The 16,090-nt window shown below is 68.4% G+C and carries 15 protein-coding genes; 7 read left to right on the top strand and 8 right to left on the bottom strand.

Annotated features, from left to right (window positions below; all coding sequences use genetic code 11):
• Positions 1-10: 10 nt before the first annotated feature.
• The 3 genes from DBO33_RS18495 (at position 11) to DBO33_RS18485 (ending at position 1,684) form a co-directional block, all read left to right on the top strand.
• Positions 11-877, top strand: coding sequence for a class I SAM-dependent methyltransferase (locus DBO33_RS18495; RefSeq protein ID WP_107656167.1), 867 nt, complete (start codon positions 11-13; stop codon positions 875-877).
• A 223-nt stretch (positions 878-1,100) separates the two neighbouring features.
• Positions 1,101-1,376, top strand: a complete 276-nt coding sequence (locus tag DBO33_RS18490) for a hypothetical protein (protein ID WP_107656166.1) — start codon at positions 1,101-1,103, stop codon at positions 1,374-1,376.
• The gene (locus DBO33_RS18485) at positions 1,373-1,684 is read left to right on the top strand and encodes a hypothetical protein (RefSeq protein WP_107656165.1); all 312 of its coding nucleotides are present in this window, start codon (positions 1,373-1,375) and stop codon (positions 1,682-1,684) included. Before DBO33_RS18490 ends, DBO33_RS18485 begins: the two co-directional genes overlap by 4 nt.
• 134 nt (positions 1,685-1,818) lie before the next feature.
• Here the strand turns inward: DBO33_RS18485 and DBO33_RS18480 are convergent, their stop codons facing one another.
• Positions 1,819-3,864, bottom strand: a complete 2,046-nt coding sequence (locus DBO33_RS18480; RefSeq protein WP_107656164.1) for a CocE/NonD family hydrolase — start codon at positions 3,862-3,864, stop codon at positions 1,819-1,821.
• A 285-nt stretch (positions 3,865-4,149) separates the two neighbouring features.
• On the opposite strand from DBO33_RS18480, the gene DBO33_RS18475 reads away from it, so the two are divergent.
• On the top strand, positions 4,150-5,055 hold the full coding sequence (locus DBO33_RS18475; protein ID WP_107656163.1) for a dienelactone hydrolase family protein: 906 nt from the start codon (positions 4,150-4,152) through the stop codon (positions 5,053-5,055).
• 12 nt (positions 5,056-5,067) lie between these two features.
• Here the strand turns inward: DBO33_RS18475 and DBO33_RS18470 are convergent, their stop codons facing one another.
• The 3 genes from DBO33_RS18470 to DBO33_RS18460 form a co-directional block, all read right to left on the bottom strand.
• Positions 5,068-6,576, bottom strand: a complete 1,509-nt coding sequence (locus tag DBO33_RS18470) for an FAD-dependent monooxygenase (protein WP_107656162.1) — start codon at positions 6,574-6,576, stop codon at positions 5,068-5,070.
• Positions 6,573-7,157, bottom strand: a complete 585-nt coding sequence (locus DBO33_RS18465) for a TetR/AcrR family transcriptional regulator (RefSeq protein WP_107656161.1) — start codon at positions 7,155-7,157, stop codon at positions 6,573-6,575. Before DBO33_RS18465 ends, DBO33_RS18470 begins: the two co-directional genes overlap by 4 nt.
• 80 nt (positions 7,158-7,237) lie before the next feature.
• A complete protein-coding gene (locus DBO33_RS18460; RefSeq protein WP_107656160.1) occupies positions 7,238-8,137 on the bottom strand; it encodes a LysR family transcriptional regulator in 900 nt (299 codons plus the stop codon).
• Between the two features lie 136 nt (positions 8,138-8,273).
• On the opposite strand from DBO33_RS18460, the gene DBO33_RS18455 reads away from it, so the two are divergent.
• From DBO33_RS18455 to DBO33_RS18445, 3 genes are all read left to right on the top strand, one after another.
• A complete protein-coding gene (locus DBO33_RS18455; protein ID WP_107656159.1) occupies positions 8,274-9,377 on the top strand; it encodes a PQQ-dependent sugar dehydrogenase in 1,104 nt (367 codons plus the stop codon).
• A gap of 118 nt (positions 9,378-9,495) precedes the next feature.
• Positions 9,496-9,759: a hypothetical protein gene (locus tag DBO33_RS18450; RefSeq protein WP_159080349.1), complete on the top strand. Its 264-nt coding sequence runs from the start codon at positions 9,496-9,498 to the stop codon at positions 9,757-9,759.
• A 257-nt stretch (positions 9,760-10,016) separates the two neighbouring features.
• On the top strand, positions 10,017-10,454 hold the full coding sequence (locus DBO33_RS18445; protein WP_107656157.1) for a DoxX family protein: 438 nt from the start codon (positions 10,017-10,019) through the stop codon (positions 10,452-10,454).
• Between the two features lie 249 nt (positions 10,455-10,703).
• Here the strand turns inward: DBO33_RS18445 and hutI are convergent, their stop codons facing one another.
• The 4 genes from hutI to hutU are packed head-to-tail and all read right to left on the bottom strand — an operon-like array spanning position 10,704 to position 16,039.
• Positions 10,704-11,861 (bottom strand): imidazolonepropionase, encoded by a 1,158-nt coding sequence (gene hutI, locus DBO33_RS18440; RefSeq protein WP_107656156.1) that lies wholly within the window; start codon positions 11,859-11,861, stop codon positions 10,704-10,706.
• Complete coding sequence (locus tag DBO33_RS18435; protein ID WP_107656155.1) at positions 11,849-13,153, bottom strand: formimidoylglutamate deiminase; 1,305 nt, start codon at positions 13,151-13,153, stop codon at positions 11,849-11,851. Before DBO33_RS18435 ends, hutI begins: the two co-directional genes overlap by 13 nt.
• Entirely contained in the window at positions 13,150-14,349 is a 1,200-nt protein-coding gene (locus tag DBO33_RS18430) for an allantoate amidohydrolase (protein WP_107656154.1), read from the bottom strand. Before DBO33_RS18430 ends, DBO33_RS18435 begins: the two co-directional genes overlap by 4 nt.
• 37 nt (positions 14,350-14,386) lie before the next feature.
• Positions 14,387-16,039: a urocanate hydratase gene (gene hutU / locus DBO33_RS18425; protein WP_107656153.1), complete on the bottom strand. Its 1,653-nt coding sequence runs from the start codon at positions 16,037-16,039 to the stop codon at positions 14,387-14,389.
• Between the last annotated feature and the right edge of the window lie 51 nt (positions 16,040-16,090).

Here is a 16,090-nt window from a genome sequence, read left to right as displayed (position 1 = left end):
CGGACGCCCCATGGAGACCGGACAGCCCAGCCGGACGGCCCTCGCCACCGCCTACGCCCGCGCCTACCACCAGGTCGCACCCGAGCCACGGGTGCTGATCGACCCGCTGGCGGCGGCGATCGCCGGGGTGCGTGCCGAGGAACTGAGCGAGGCGGCAGTCGCCACGCCCGGCGAATCGAGTGCTGACGCCGGGCTGCGACGGTTACGGCGACTGTGGGTGGCGGGGCGGTCCCGCTTGGCCGAGGACACCATCGCCGAAGCGGCGGCGGACGGGGTGCGGCAGGCGGTGATCCTCGGCGCGGGCCTGGACACCTTCGCCTACCGCAACCCGCATGTCGACCTACGCGTGTTCGAAGTCGACCATCCCGCGACGCAGACGTGGAAGCGCGAGCGCTTGGCGCAAGCGGGAATCGAGGTCCCAGCTTCGCTCACATTCGCGCCGGTCGACTTCGAAACCGCTACGCTCGCCGACGGTTTGGCGACAGCAGGCTTTGCACGCGACGAGCCGGCGGTCTTCGTCTGGCTCGGCGTCGTGATGTATCTGGCCCGCGACACCGTCCGGGAGACGCTGCGCTACCTCGGGAACCAAACGACACCGATGCACGTGGTCGCCGACTACCTCTGCCCGTCATCGGCCGCCGCCCCCGAGTATCGGGCGACGCTCGAAGCCAGGTCGGAGCGCGTCGCCGACCTCGGCGAGCCGTGGCTGAGCTACTTCACCGGCGCTGAGATGACCGCGGAACTCCGGGCCGCAGGATTCACCGAGGTGGACGACCACAATGCACCAGATCTGCTCGCGGACTACATCGGTCGCACCGAGGTCGGCCCGGACCCAGAGCTCTTGAACGCGCGCATCGTCCGCGCGGCCCGCACCTGATCAACGATCGAGGGCGGTCTGGTCGTGTGGGGCAGTCCCTTCAGGCCCGAAACCCGTTGAACGGCAAGCAATGCCGACTGGGTCGTCGCCGGGACCGGAAACTCACGCGCGCCGTAGACCTCGCTGGGCTACCATCGATCTCGTGCCACACCGTTAGGTTCCGCCCCACCGCCTCTACCTCGTCACCCGCGCCGATCTGGCACCGGGGATACAGGTCGCGCAGGTGTTACACGCCGCGCTCGACTTCGCCGTCGCGTATCCCGACGTGGTCGTCGACTGGCACGCCACCTCGAACGTGTTGGTCGTGCTCACCGCACCTGACGAGCTGTCGCTCGGTTGGCTGTGTGCGGACGCCGCTGCGGCCGGCCACCGGCTGGTCAGCGTGCACGAGCCCGACCTCGGCGGTGCACTGACGGCCGCCGCGTTCGAACCAGCCGCCCGCCGGCTGGTCGCCCACCTCCCTCTCGCCTTTACTGAACGAGGGGAGGTGAGAAAATGACTATTTCCCTCGATACCCAGCTGAGCGACTTGCGCGCCCAACTCGTCGAGCTCGCCGCTGAGCGGGACGCGTTGCGCGCCCAACTCGCCGGGGACCTGCCCACGGCCACCCGCTGGCTGCAGCGCAAGGTTTTGCGGCAGGCCGCCGCGCTCGACGTGCTGAACCGCCGGGTCGTCACGCAACGGTTCGTGCTGCGGACGCTCGACGAGCTCGGGCGATACCTGACGGCCGAGGAGTACAAGGCCGCCAGGGCCGGGATCGCGAACGCCGAGCTGCGGGACCGGATCGACGATCCGGACACCGCCTGATCGGTCATCATGGGGTGGCCGGCCGCCCGGCGTGCCGGTCACCCCATATCAGCCCCAGAAGCTCGACGGCCGAGCAGCCGCCTCTAAAGCGGCCTGGAGCGGGTTCGACTCCCGCCTGGGGCACCCCGCCACCCTCACACCAGCGGCCTGTCGGTCGGCAGGTTCACGAAGCTCGGTGCGGCCGGATCCAGTTGCAGGGACTGCGGTTTGAGTTCGGTGTTGTTGAGCAAGGGCCGGAAAGGCAGTCCCTTGGGGGAGTTTCCGGCGAAGACGTCTACGCGTAGTCGATGTCCGGGTTGGAGTACGGCTTGGATCGGGATGACGGCGATGTCCAGGGTGACGGGTTCGCCGGGCACTACGGGCAGCAGGGTGTCGAGGGTGATCGGGTTGTAGGGGGCGGTGTAGTCGCCGTTGGGTGCGCGGGTGCTCTTCGCCTCGTCCACGGCACGCATCGACGCGGTGAGCTGGCCGGTGCTCAGTACGGTCGAAGTTCCGTCGGGCGCAACGTTGTTCACGGTGACCGCCCAGTATCCGTCGGTGGCGTCGTGCACGGTGTTGAGGTGCACGTTGATCGGGCCGGAGAGGGTGGTCCGTTCGGGGACCGGTGGGCTGGTGAAGGTCAGTGCGTTGCGTTCGGCGATGCGAGAGTCCTTGGCGCACATATCCAATACCGCGGTGATGCCTGCGGCGCCCTGGGCGGTGTCGCGGGAGCAGACGGCGGTGAGGCCGGGGGAGACGGTCAGCGTGCGAGGTGCGTCGGGCTTGGTCGCGGACAGGGATCCGTCGTGCACGCTTTCGGCGGTGCCGCTGGGCTCGGCGGACAGGTAGACCCGTCGATGGGTCATGTCGGTCTGCGGGAACTGTTTCATGGTGACCCAGCCGCCGCCCTGCTCCCAGACGGTCACCGGGCCGAATCCGTCGATGCCGTGGTCGATGTCCTTGAGCCACTTGTCGAACCACACGCGCTGCAAGACGTCTAGTCGGGCGGGGGCGCCGGGCGCGCCGGTGCCCGCGCCGGGGTTCGCGTGATAGGTGTCGCCGACCAGCAGGCGTTTCTGGTTGGCAGGCAACGGGATCGCGTTGAAGAGGGTGGTCGCGCTGTTGGCGAAGATGTCGTGCCAGCCGCCATAGACGAAGGTGGGCACCGTGATTCGTTCCGGATGGCCCATAATGGCCTGCCGGAAGTCGCTGTCGTCGTCGAGCGCGGCGGCCAGTGTCTGCGGGATCTGGTCGAGCGACGGTGTGAGCAACGCCTGGGTCAGCAGGTCGACGTTGGTGGACGGATCGGCCAAACGGTCGCTCAACCAGCGCCAGTCGAAGGTGCCGTCGAGCATCGAGCGCACGTCGGGGATCAGCTTCGACTGGTTCACATTGCTCAGCCAGAGCGGCAGGAAGGGGGTGCCGACACCGCCGCCCGGCGCGACGACGTCGCGCATCAGGTCGCTGCCCGGCTCCACCGGGAAGATGGCTTTGAGTGCGGGCGGGGCGTTCTCGGCCGCGCGGAGCTGGTTGATCCCCGCGTAGGAGCCGCCGCTCATGCCGACTTTGCCGGTGGACCACCGCTGGACCGCGGCCCACTCGAGCACCTCGCGGGTGTCCTGCTGTTCGCGGGCGCCGAGGGTGTCCCAGGTGCCCTGGGAGAAGCCGGTGCCGCGCACATCGGCGACGACCAGCGTGTATCCGCTGCGGATCAGGTTCCGATCGAGGCCGAGTACGGTCTGCACGGTGCCGCCGTCGAGCGCGTGTAGCAGATCGCCGAAGCCGCTGATCGGCGTCCCCGATAGGTTCATCCGGCGCAGTGCGTCCAGCACGAGCGGCTGCAGACCGGGTGCGGCCAGCGCCGAGTCGACCAGGTTCGCGATCAGTTTGGTGTACGGCGTGAGGTTCACGATGGTCGGCAGTGGGCGCTGTTCGACCACGCCGTCCGCGTTCACCGGGCGGTAGACATTCGCCTTCAGTACCACGCCGTCGCTCATCCGGATCGGCACGTCCCAGTCGATGTGCACGTCGGCGTACGGCTGTGGGCCGTCGTGCAGTGCCGTCCAGCGTTCGCTGTGTGTGCCGGGGTGCGCCGTGGCCGAGCCCACCGCAAACCCGCCGCCAACCACTACTATCGAAAGAACCGTCGCCAGTCGAGCCGCGCGGACAAACCGTTGTGCCACTTGCTGCCCCGAAAACATCCTTCTCCTCGACCGATGTGCCACTTATTGATTGGGCTTCGCAATGTCGAGGCACAACATAGCAATCTGTTCGCAAATGTCCGGGAGGTGCGGCCCGGCCGGTTTGTCGGGTTGACGCGGGGCGGCTATCCGGTTGTGCGATATCGCATTTGCCCGAATTCGGCGTGGAGATACCAAGCGGTTGGGTTTAAGAATGTCGCCGGGCCGACACTGCCCGTGCGGCTCAGTCGCGCCGTTGCCCGCAAAGCCACGCGGAGTGCTGCGGCGAGGCCTACCTTGGTGGGCATGACGCCGCTGCAGCGCTATATCGCGGAAGAAATCGCCGCCGATCATGCCGACGGCCTCTTGAATCGCCGGGAGGCGCTACGCCGCCTCGGGCTACTCGGTTTCGGGGTTCCGGCGGCGGCCGCCTTGCTCGCCGCCTGTTCCAGTGGGGACAACGACCAACCCGCCAGCTTGCAACCATCTTCTCCCACAACGACATCCGCGCCGCCAGGGTCGAGCTCCGCGCTGCCGACGACGCCGATTACCTTCCCTGGACCGGACAATCGCGAATTGCAGGGCGCCTGGGCCGGGAGTCCGGAGCCGCGCGGCGGCGTGCTCGTCATCCATGAGAACAAGGGCCTCACCGACCATATTCGTTCGGTGGCAGGGCGATTCGCCGGAGCCGGATACTCGGCTCTCGCCATCGACCTGTTGTCCGCGAAGGGTGGCACTGCGGCGTTCACCGATCCGGCGGCCGCGACCGCCGAGCTCAGCAAAACCCCGCAACAGCAATTGCTCGCCGACCTGCGCGCCGGTCTCGACGAACTCGGGCGGCGGGTGCCGGGTAAGAAGCTCGGCGCCACCGGCTTCTGCTTCGGCGGTGGCTTGGCCTGGCTCCTGTTGACCGCCGGGCCGTCCGCTCTCGCCGCTGCCACTCCCTTCTACGGGCCCTTTCCCGACAACGGCGACTTCGCTGCGTCGAAAGCCGCTGTGCTCGGGGTCTACGCGGCGAAGGACGCTCGCATCGACGCGACCCGCCAGGCCGCCACGGCCGCACTCGAGCGGGCGGGCACGCCGCACGAAATCTGGGTCGCGCCGGATGCCGATCACGCGTTCTTCAATGACACCGGGCCACGTTATTCGCCGGTGGCTGCCGAGGAGGCTTGGCGGCGTGTACTCGGTTGGTACGGAGAACATCTGGGCTGATCGGGCTGCGGGTCACCAAATCAGGTAGTTCTGGATCGGCGCGGGATCTGTTGCCACAACGCCGATGTAGCCGTCGGGGCGGACCAGTACCAGCGCGCCTGGTCCAGCCGGATCGATGTCGTAGTTGCGGAAGGCCGCCCCGACGGCAAATGTGGCGTCGGTGGCAATGCCCGGCTCGATCACTCGAGCTCGGACCCGATCACCTTGCCCACGAACGACTTCAGCGACCGACGAGGCAGTATCCGCACCGAACCCGAGCAGCGTGAAATGGGGACCGCGGAACAGATCGAACAGGCGGCCCTCCGCGCACTGAGCGTCGGGCGCACGATCACCTGCCCGCACCGCGCCGGGGTTCTCGCGCATATCCACCGCTAACGGCCCGCCACGGTAATTGAGCTTCAGCTGGAAGATGTCCGGGCTCCCCTGCCCCGGCTCCGGCGCGCGGAAATTGCGGCGATGCGAGTGAGTCGTCACGTCGAGGACCTGTGCCGCGATCGGAAACCGCTCGTCCTCGTACGTGTCGAGCAAACCGTCCGGGACGCCCGACAGCACCGCCGCCAACTTCCAGCCGAGGTTGTAGGCGTCCTGGATGCTGGTGTTCAGCCCCTGCCCACCGGCCGACGAATGCACGTGCGCCGCATCGCCCGCCAGGAACACCCGATCCACCCGAAAGCGGTCCACCATACGGACATTCACGCGGTACACCGAGATCCAATTCAGGTCGAACAACCGTATGTCCGATCGGCCGGATCGCTCGTCGAGAATCTTCTGCACGGCCGCCACCGTCAGCTCGGGCACCTCGTCGGCGGTCATCGAAGCGACGAACTGGTAGTAGTCGGTCCCGGGCATCGACCACAGCGAAAAGCGTTCCTGCACATCGCCGGTGGTCAGGACATGGCAGTAGGTGCCGGTCAGCCCTTCGGCTCTCACGTCGCCGATCAATGTCCGCTCGGTCTCGAAGGTTTCACCCTCGAAGCCGACGCCGAGCGCCTTGCGCACAAAACTGCCGCCGCCGTCCGCGCCGACCAGATACCGCGCGTGTACTCGGTCGAGTGTGCCGTTGCGGCTGAGCGTCGCCGTGACGCCCGTGTCGTCCTGGACGAAATCGACCAGCTCCGTGCCCATTTCGATCCGGCCGCCCAGTTCGAGCAGCCGGTCCCTGAGTAGTTCGTCGGTGCGCCACTGCGGCAGCAGCCACGCGTCCGGATACGGCACGCCGTGCACACGCTCGACCGGTGCGATCCCCAGCATGTCGTGCAGTGTTCGCGTCCACTGCACGTGTGTGCCCTGGTACATGCGGAACGACGGGAACGGCGCGCCCGCCGCCAGCACCGCGTCGAGCACACCGAGATCATCGAAGACCTCCAGAGTCCTTGGCTGTAAACCCTTTCCGCGCGATCCAGGAAAGAGCCGCGGCGCCTTGTCCACCACCAGGCAGTCGATGTCACGCCGGGCCAGCTCGCAGCCGAGCGTCAGCCCGGTGGGGCCGGCGCCCACGATCAGGACCTGCGTGGTCGTCATCTGTCTTCCTTCGTCGAAAACGTGCGGGTGAGGATCGGGAGGAGTAGGTCATCGACCAGGTCGGTGAGAAAAGCTCGGTCGAGCGGCTCGCCGAGGAACATCCGGCGCATGATCTGGCCCTCCGATACCTGGTGTGCCAGTTCGGTTGCGGTGCCCTCGGGCAGTTCGCCGCGCGCGACGGCGCGGTCGACGATGGTGCGGAACGGGCCGAGATCCTCGTCGGCAACGTGGGCGCGCAGTGCGTCGCCGAGTTCGGTGTCCACGCGCATGGCGTGCATCAGGCCCGTCATCATGGTCACGTAGTGGTCGTCTACCTGCGCGGTCAACGCGACCAGGGCCGCGATCAGGTCGCCGCGCACCGTCCCGGTGTCCGGTATCTCCGCGACGTACGCCGCGTCGTGCGCGTCCATCGCGGCCTTCACCAGGGCCGGTTTTCCCGGCCACCGCCGATAGATGGTCGCCTTGCTCGCCTGCGCCCGAGCGGCGACGGCGTCCATTGTCATTGCCGCGTAACCGATTTCGCCGAGCAGCTCGACGGTGGCGGTGAGTATCGCCTGCTCGCGTTCCGCGCCCCTGACCACAGATCCTCCACGTGAACGGTACGGTTTCGTTCTCTTAGAACCTAGCGCAAGACCGCCGTTCGGCACAAGGCCGACGGTGATTACGGAGCTTGATCGCCGAGTGCGACGTCCCGGCAGGCCGCCAGCAGCGGCTGCAACCGCTCCATGGCGTTGGTGCGCACAGCGAGCACAGTGGGCAGCGCGAGCACGCCGGGCGTGCAGACCGGCAGGAAGGCCACCCGGCTGCTGTGCAGCAGGCGAGCGTGCGGGGCGTAGAGCACGGTCCAGCCTGCGGCGCCCGCGCCGAGTGCAGCGAGGGTGTCCTGGATCGACACCTGCTCGGGGCCGAAGACCGGTTCGAATCCGGCCTTGCCGCAGGCGGTCAGCACGAGATCGTCGAGCAGTGCGTTGTTCTGCCGGTTGGTCAGGTAGAGCGGCAGCTCGGCGAGCTGGGCGAGATCGACACACCGGTCGGTGGCCGAGGGATGGTCGGCGGGCAGCGCGACGACCAGTTCGTCGTACCACACCGGGATCTGCTCCACGCCCTCCGGCGCCGTCACCTCGCCGCGCAGAAAGGCGGCGTCCCATTCGTATTCGGACACTTTGCGCAGTCGCTGACCCAAAGCCGCCGAGGTCAACTCCACCTTCACACCCGGTGCGTGTTGTTTGAGCGCGACGAGCAGCCGCTCCAGCCGTTCACCCATCCCCCGGCTGGTCCCGAGGCGCAGCACGGTCGGTGGGGTGAGGAAGTCGGCGACGCTGGTCCGTGCGCGCTTCTCCGCCGCGAGCACCTTCTTCGCGGCAGGCAGGAACGCCGCCCCGGCCTCGGTGAGCCGGACGCTACGAGGCGAGCGTTCCAGCAGCACGACACCGAGCTCGCGTTCGAGCCGGCCGAGCTGCTGGCTGACCGACGATTGCACAATCATCAGTCGTTCCGCCGCCCGGCCGAAATGTAGCTCCTCGGCCACCGCGACGAAATACCTCAGTTGACGAAGTTCCATGACCTCAACGTGGTTCGGGGACAAGACTGGGTCAGGCTACCGCCCGTGCTGCGCGGCCAACCGATGCGGCTTCGGCCCGCGCGCCGCGGGCCTTGGAAATGGTGTCGGAGGTGCCCACATGGGTAATAGGAATGTCATGTTTGCGCGTCGGCGTGCTTTCGGTGTGGTGGGCGCTGTATTTCTGGTGGTCGGCGTGCTGTGCGGGTGCGACAGCGCGGACCGCACCGAACCCGCTCCCCCGACGGTGCGCAGTACCGCGCCCAGTGAGCCCTCGGGCGCGGCCGATCTCGGAGCCGCAGAGGAGATCGCGCACGGGATCGAAGTGCCGTGGGGGCTGGCTTTCCTGCCCGACGGCAACGCGTTGGTGGCCGAGCGGGATACCGGGCGGATTCTGCGGATCGGGCCGGGGCACCCGCCGGAACAGGTCTACGAGGTGCCCGGTGTCGTCGCGCGCGGTGAAGGTGGGCTGCTCGGATTGGCGTTGTCACCGCTGTACAGCGAAAACCGCTACGTGTACGCCTATTTCACCGGCGACACCGACAATCGGATCGTACGATTTCGGCTCGATGGACGGCCGGAAGTGGTGTTCGACGGGATTGCCAAGGCCGGCAATCACAATGGTGGGCGGATCGCGTTCGGGCCGGACGGGATGTTGTATGTGGGGACCGGCGATGCGGGACAGACTTCGCGGTCGCAGGATCCCTCGAGCCCCAATGGGAAGATCCTCCGGCTGACGCCGGAAGGTAAACCTGCGCAAGGCAATCCGACTCCGGGATCGCCGGTGTACAGCCTGGGGCATCGCAACGTGCAGGGGCTGGCGTGGGACCGCACCGGGCGGTTCTTCGCGGCGGAGTTCGGGCAGAACCGATTCGACGAGATCAATCTGATCGAGCCGGGACGCAACTATGGTTGGCCTGCGGTCGAAGGGATGGGCGGCACGGATCGTGGATACGTCGAACCCTTGACGACGTGGACCACCGCGGAGGCTTCCCCCTCCGGCATCGCGATCGCCGGTGACACACTCTATGTCGCAGCGTTGCGCGGTGCCCGATTGTGGACCGTGCCGCTGCGCGACGGCACCCTCGGTCGGCCCCGAGATGTCCTGCAGGACAAATACGGTCGGCTACGCACAGTCATGGTTGCGCCCGACGGAGCACTTTGGCTCACCACCTCCAACACCGATGGGCGCGGTGATCCAGGCCCGAACGACGATCGTGTCCTTCGCTTCCCGGCGCGCTGAGCATCGCCGCACACGAAACCCGCTGCTCGGTATAAGGTCTCGATGGGAGCTGCCGACGGGGAGTCATCGTGGTTTCACATGAGCGGCAGTCGGGAGGACAGGGCTCATGCTCGAAGAAATGCCACGCGATGTCAGCACGGACGAAACGGGCCGTCGGTTACCACCAAGCTCCAGCGACCTCGGCTACAAAACCAACGTTCTCGCCGCCGTCGCATGGGTACTCGGCTTCATCGGCGCCTTCTTCCTCGCCATCCCCCTGGCGATCATCGCCCTCACCCGCACCCCGAAGATCCAGCAGAACAACCGCGACCTAGCCATCGGCGCCCTGATCTCCGGTTTCGGCATCCCGCTGGCCATCGTTCTCTTCAACATCGTGGGTTGAGTTCGCTCGGACGCCCGCCGCGACAGATCCCTAGCGAGCCCGGCATGGGCGGTATCCGACAGGTTGACGTCCACGTGACCGCCGACGCCGAGCGGTCCGGTGGTCGTTCCTCAACCGTCGGAGTGGCATAGCGCGCAGACCGGGCCCTAACGAGTTTCAGAAAGTTTTTCGCGGACAGCGATTAGTTCTGGTGCGGGGCTCCGTCCTATCTGTTGAACGCGCTTCCAACCCAGCGCGACCGACCAGAAGGACCAGAAATGACCACCGCGAACCCCGCCGCCAACTTCTCCGACAACGCCACCTACCGTCCGGGCAAGGTCCGTGACCGGGTGCTGTGGACCCTGCAGATCCTGCTCGGCCTGTTCTTCATCATCGCCTCGGGCGGGCCGAAGCTCGTTATCCCGAACAAGCTGATGGAGAACGCCCCCGAGAACCTGACCATCCCGCTCGGGCTGCTCATCTTCATCGGCGTTGTCGAGGTCGCGGGTGGTATCGGTCTGATGGTGCCGCGGCTCAGTGCCTTGGCTGCCGCGGGTCTGTCCGTGCTCACCGTGCTCGCCGCCGCTACGCAGGCGTTCATCGCCGACAAGCCGGCGATGGCGATCTTCCCGCTGGTGCTCGCCGCGATCTTCGCCTGGATCGCCTACGAGCGTCGCGCCACGATCACCGATCTGCGTAACTCGCTCTCGCGGTGACGTATTCATAAAGCACGACCGGCGATCGGTGGTTTACCCACCGATCGCCATTCGTGCGTTCTCGGATCGGTCGGCGTCGGGTTGGCGGCGACCGATCCAGCGGCCATCTGGTCCGCGGCGCCCCGGCTGGTCCCGGGCGCCGCACCAGGTGGCCGTGTGCGTGGCACAGCGGACGGGAATCAGCGAGATACACGCAGGGTGGTCAGCGACCTGAGTCGTTGTAAACGAACAGGATTCGCGTTCAGCGCTTCAGTCGAACATCGGGACGCGGACCGCACGACCCAGCCGCCAGACCGCGTAAGTCAATGGCACGCCGGGGCGGTAAGCCAGGTGGGTGACCGAGGGGGCGTCGAGGACTTGGAGGTCCGCTCGGGCACCGACCCGGATGACGCCGACGTCGTCGCGGCGCAGTGCCCGCGCGCCGCCCGCAGTGGCGGCGTGCACGGCTTCGGCTATCGAAAGTCCCATCTGCAGTACGGCGGTGGCGACGCAGAAGGCCATCGAGGTGGTGTAGGAGCTGCCGGGGTTGGCGTTGGTGGCCAGTGCGACGGTGGCGCCCGCGTCGAGCAGGGCACGGGCCGGGGCTAGGCGCTGCCTGGTGGACAGGTCGCAGGCGGGTAGCACGGTGGCGACGGTGTCGGAGGCGGCGAGCGCTTCGATGTCCTCGTCGGTCAGATAGGTGCAGTGGTCGACGCTCGCGGCGCCGTGGCGCACCGCGAGTTGGACGCCGGGGCCCTCCCCCAACTGGTTGCCGTGCACGCGCAGGCCGAGGCCGCGGTCGTGCGCGGCGCGCAACACCCGATCGGACTGGGCCTGGTCGAAAGCGCCTGTCTCGCAGAAGACATCGGCCCAGCGCACGTAGGGGGCGACGGCGTCGAGCATCTCGCCGCACACCAGGTCGACGTAGGCGTCGGCGGCCATGTCGGACGGGACGAGGTGCGCGCCGAGGAAGGTGACCTCGTCGGCGGCGGCCGCGGCGAGCCGGGCGGAGCGCAGTTCGTCGGCGACGCTGAGCCCGTAGCCGGTTTTGGTTTCGAGGCAGGTGGTGCCCTGCCTGCGTGCCTCGGCAATGTGGCGGGCCAGGTTGACCGACAGCTCGTCGTTCGAGGCGGCCCGGGTGGCGGCGACGGTGGTGGCGATACCGCCCGCGCGGTACGGCCGCCCGGCCATCCTCGCCTCGAATTCGGCGGTGCGGTCACCGGCGAAGACGAGATGCGTGTGGCTGTCGACCCAGCCGGGCAGGGCGGCCCGGCCGTCGAGGTCGATGCGATCGTCGGCGGCGGGGGCGGCGGCCGCCGGGCCGATCCAGGCGAAGCGGTCGCCGTCGAGCACGACCGCGGCGTCGTGCAGCGGGCCGTCCTCGGTGTTGGTGGTGAGTTCGCCGATACCGGTGATCAGGGTCGACACAGTGCCTCGATTTCTTCGCGCAACACGGTTTCCGGACGTTCGACTCGCAGGTGCCGGTGTTCGGACACGACGGGGCGGCCCGCGACGAGCACCGAGCGGACGTCGCTGGCGGTCGCGGCGAACAGGGCGGCGGCGGGTGCGGTGCCCGCCGTGCGGAGGGAGTCGAGATCGATGGTGACCAGGTCGGCGGCGGCGTCGGGGGCGATCCGGCCGACCTCGGGCCAGCCGATGGACGCGTGGTCGGTGGCGGCGCGGTAGAGCTCGGCGGGGCTGAACCGACCACGGGCGCGGCTGGCGAGGCGCTCGTCGAGTTCGAGCGCGCGCCACTCCTCGAAGGCGTCGATCACCGCGTGGCTGTCGGTGCCGAGGCACAGGCCTACGCCGGCGTCCGAGAGCGCGCGGGCCGGGCCGATGCCGTCGCCGAGGTCGCGTTCGGTGGTGGGGCAGAAACACGCGCGGGTGCCGTGGTCGGCGAGCAGGGTGATGTCGGCGGGCGTGAGGTGAGTGGCGTGCACCGCGACCGTTTGCGGGCCGAGCAGGCCGGCCTCCGCCAAGAGTGCGGTCGGTGTACAGCCATGTGCGGCAAGGCAATCAGCGTTCTCGGCGGGCTGCTCAGAGAGATGGACGTGCACCGGGCGACCCTCGGCCGCACCGGCGATCACCGGCAGGGCCGCTGCAGGCACCGCACGCACCGAGTGCGCCGCAACGCCGGTCCGCACCAGCTCCGGTTTCGGCGTGAACGCTGCGGCACGTTCGGCCCACGCGTCTACCGTGCCGTCACTGAATCGAAGTTGCTGCTCGTCCAGCTCGACACCGAATCCTCCTGCCATATAACAGGTATCGAGCAGGGTCAGTCGGATACCGGCGTCGTCGGCGGCCGCCGCGAGTGCCGCACTCATCGCGTTGGGATCCGAATACCGCGCGCCACCGGGCGCGTGATGCAGGTAGTGGAATTCGCCGACGCTGGTGTATCCCGCCAGCACCATCTCGGCGTACACCGCGCGCGCCAGCCGGTAGTAGGAGTCGGGATTCAGTTGGGCGGCAACGGCATACATACGTTGCCGCCAGGTCCAGAACGTGCCTTGATCGTGCTGGGTGCGGCCGCGCAGCGCACGGTGGAAGGCGTGCGAGTGCGCGTTGGCGAAGCCGGGGATCGTCAGGCCGGGCAGCACCGTGCCCGTCCGGTCGGCGTCGCGGGTCACCGACCGGATCACCGCGCCGTGCACCTCGATCGCCACCGCCGCGGCCGGTCCGTCCGGCAGCCACGCGTGTTCCGCCCAGTAGACGGTCATCCGGCCAGTTCCTCGAGCACCCGTGCGAGACTCTGTGCGCCGCTGTCGATGTCGGCGGGTTCGGCGTACTCCTCGGGGGCGTGGCTGATGCCGGTCGGGTTGCGCACGTACAGCATGCCGGAGGGAACGTGCGCGGCGAGGATGCCGGCGTCGTGGCCCGCGCCGGTCGGCAGCGCGGGTACTCCGCCGAGCACCTTGTCCATTCGGCTCCGGAGCGTCTCGTCGAAAACGACGTCGTCCGAGTAGGACTCCTCGGTGACGGTGAGCTCGCATCCTTCCGCCTCGGCGGCCGCGCGCGCCGCCTCGGTGATGTCCTCGACCAGTACCGCGGTGCGGCCCTCCCCCGAAACACGGGCGTCCAGCCACAGATCGACGGTGGATGCGATGACATTCGTGCCGCCGGGAGTAGGCACCAGCCTGCCGACGGTGGCGCGTGCGTCGTTCATCGCGGCGGCGGCCCGGCGCGCGGCCGCCACGACCGTCGCGGCGGGCAGCATCGGATCGTGCCGATCGGCGAGCCGGGTGGCGCCGGCGTGATTTCCCTGCCCGGAGAAGGAGAATCGGTAGCGCCCGTGCGCGATGATGCTGCTGCCGGTGGCGACCGGACTATCCAGCTCGATCAGCCCGCGCCCCTGCTCCACGTGCAGTTCCACGAAACAGCCGATCTGGGCCAATGATTCGGGGTCGGCACCGAAACGCTTCGGGTCGTGACCGGCCTTCACGGCCGCTTCGGCGAGCGTCACGCCGTCGGTGTCGCGCAGGTTTCGCGCACGATCGGCGTCGATGGCACCGGTGAGCAACCGGGAACCGAGGCACGGCACGCCGAATCGGCCGCCCTCCTCCTCCGCGAACACCAGCAGGGCGAGCGGCTTGGCCGGGGCGAAACCCTTGCCCTGCAATATCTCCACTGCCGCGAGCGCGCTGGCCACGCCGAGCGGACCGTCGTAGGCGCCACCACCGGGCACCGAATCGAGATGACTTCCCGTGACGACCGCGTCGCTGCCTGGATTTCCCCACCAAGCCCAGATATTGCCGTTGCGGTCGGTATTCACGTCCAGTCCGCTGTCGAGGGCCTGGTCGATGAACCAGTCGCGCAGCTCGAAGTCGGCATAGTCGTAGACGTGCCGGGAGTAGCCGCCGCGCCGGGCGTCCCGTCCGACGCCGGCGATCTCGCCCATCAGCTCGTTCACGCCCACCGTGCTACTCCTGTCGTGCCGTGCTCGCCGGTGTGGTTCACGGCGCCTCGTGCATGGGGATGCGGACACCGCGCTCGGCGGCCACCGTGGTGGCGCGCTCGTAGCCCGCGTCGACGTGCCGGATCACGCCAGTGCCAGGGTCGTTGGTGAGCACACGCTCGATCTTCTGCGCGGCCAGTTCGGTGCCGTCGGCCACGCAGACCTGCCCGGCGTGGATGGACCGGCCCATGCCGACGCCGCCACCGTGATGGATGGACACCCACGTCGCGCCGGACGCGGTGTTGAGCAGCGCGTTCAGCAGCGGCCAGTCCGCGATGGCGTCGGAACCGTCGGCCATCGACTCGGTCTCGCGGTACGGGGAGGCGACGCTGCCGGAGTCGAGATGGTCGCGTCCGATCACCACGGGCGCCGAAAGCTCACCGCTGGCGACCATTTCGTTGAAGCGCAAGCCGGCCAGGTGCCGTTCGCCGTAGCCGAGCCAGCAGATGCGGGCCGGGAGCCCTTGGAAGGCAACACGTTCGCTCGCCATCCGGATCCAGCGGCGCAGCGACTCGTTCTCCGGGAACAGGTCGACGATGGCGCGGTCGGTGGCGGCGATGTCCTTCGGGTCACCGGAGAGCGCGGCCCAGCGGAACGGCCCCTTGCCCTCGCAGAACAGCGGGCGGATGTAGGCGGGGACGAAGCCGGGGAAGTCGAAGGCCCGCTCGCAGCCGCCGAGTGCGGCCTCGCCGCGCAGGGAGTTGCCGTAGTCGAAGACCTCGGCGCCCTTGTCCAGGAAGCCGAGCATGGCGTCGACGTGCTCAGCCATCGATTCGCGGGCCCGCTCGGTGAACTCGTCGGGTTTCTTCGTCGCGTAGTCGGTCCAGTCCTCCACCGCGATGCCGCGCGGCAGGTAGGCGAGCGGGTCGTGCGCGGAGGTCTGGTCGGTGACGATCTCGGGGTCGAGGCCGCGGGCCAGCAGCTCCGGCAGCACCTCGGCGGCGTTGCCGATCAGGCCGACGGACAACGCTTTTCGCTGCCTGCGCGCGCTCGTCACCCGCATCACGGCGTCGTCGAGGTCGGTCGCGATCTCGTCCAGGTAGCGTTCCTGCACCCGGCGCTGCGCCCGGGCCGGGTCGCACTCGATGACCAGCGCGACGCCGTCGTTCATGGTGACCGCCAGCGGTTGCGCGCCGCCCATGCCGCCGAGGCCTGCGGTCAAGGTGAGCGTGCCCGCGAGGGTACCGCCGAAACGCTTGTCCGCCACCGCCGCGAAGGTCTCGTAGGTGCCCTGCAGGATGCCCTGGGTGCCGATGTAGATCCACGAGCCCGCGGTCATCTGCCCGTACATGGTCAGCCCGAGCGCGTCGAGCCTGCGGAACTCCGGCCAATTCGCCCAGTCGCCAACGAGATTCGAGTTCGCGATCAGCACACGCGGCGCCCACTCGTGCGTGCGGAACACGCCGACCGGCTTACCCGACTGCACCAGCAGCGTCTCGTCGGCCTCCAGGGTGCTCAGGCTCTGCGTGATCGCGTCGAAGCTGGCCCAGTTCCTGGCGGCCTTCCCGGTGCCGCCGTACACCACCAGATCCTCGGGCCGCTCGGCCACTTCGGGGTCCAGATTGTTGTGCAGCATCCGCATCGCCGCCTCGGTCTGCCAGCTCTTGGCAGTGAGCTGCGCGCCGCGCGCCGCCCGGACTATCCGACTCATAGAACCAACCTCCGATGAAATTCGGCCGCGAGCGGGGCAGCGCCGCGGCAC

This window comes from Nocardia suismassiliense (assembly GCF_900269665.1).
Taxonomy (GTDB): Bacteria; Actinomycetota; Actinomycetes; order Mycobacteriales; family Mycobacteriaceae; genus Nocardia; species Nocardia suismassiliense.
The sequence above is the reverse complement of the archived record's forward strand: the minus strand, read 5'-3'. Positions and strand labels throughout refer to the sequence as shown.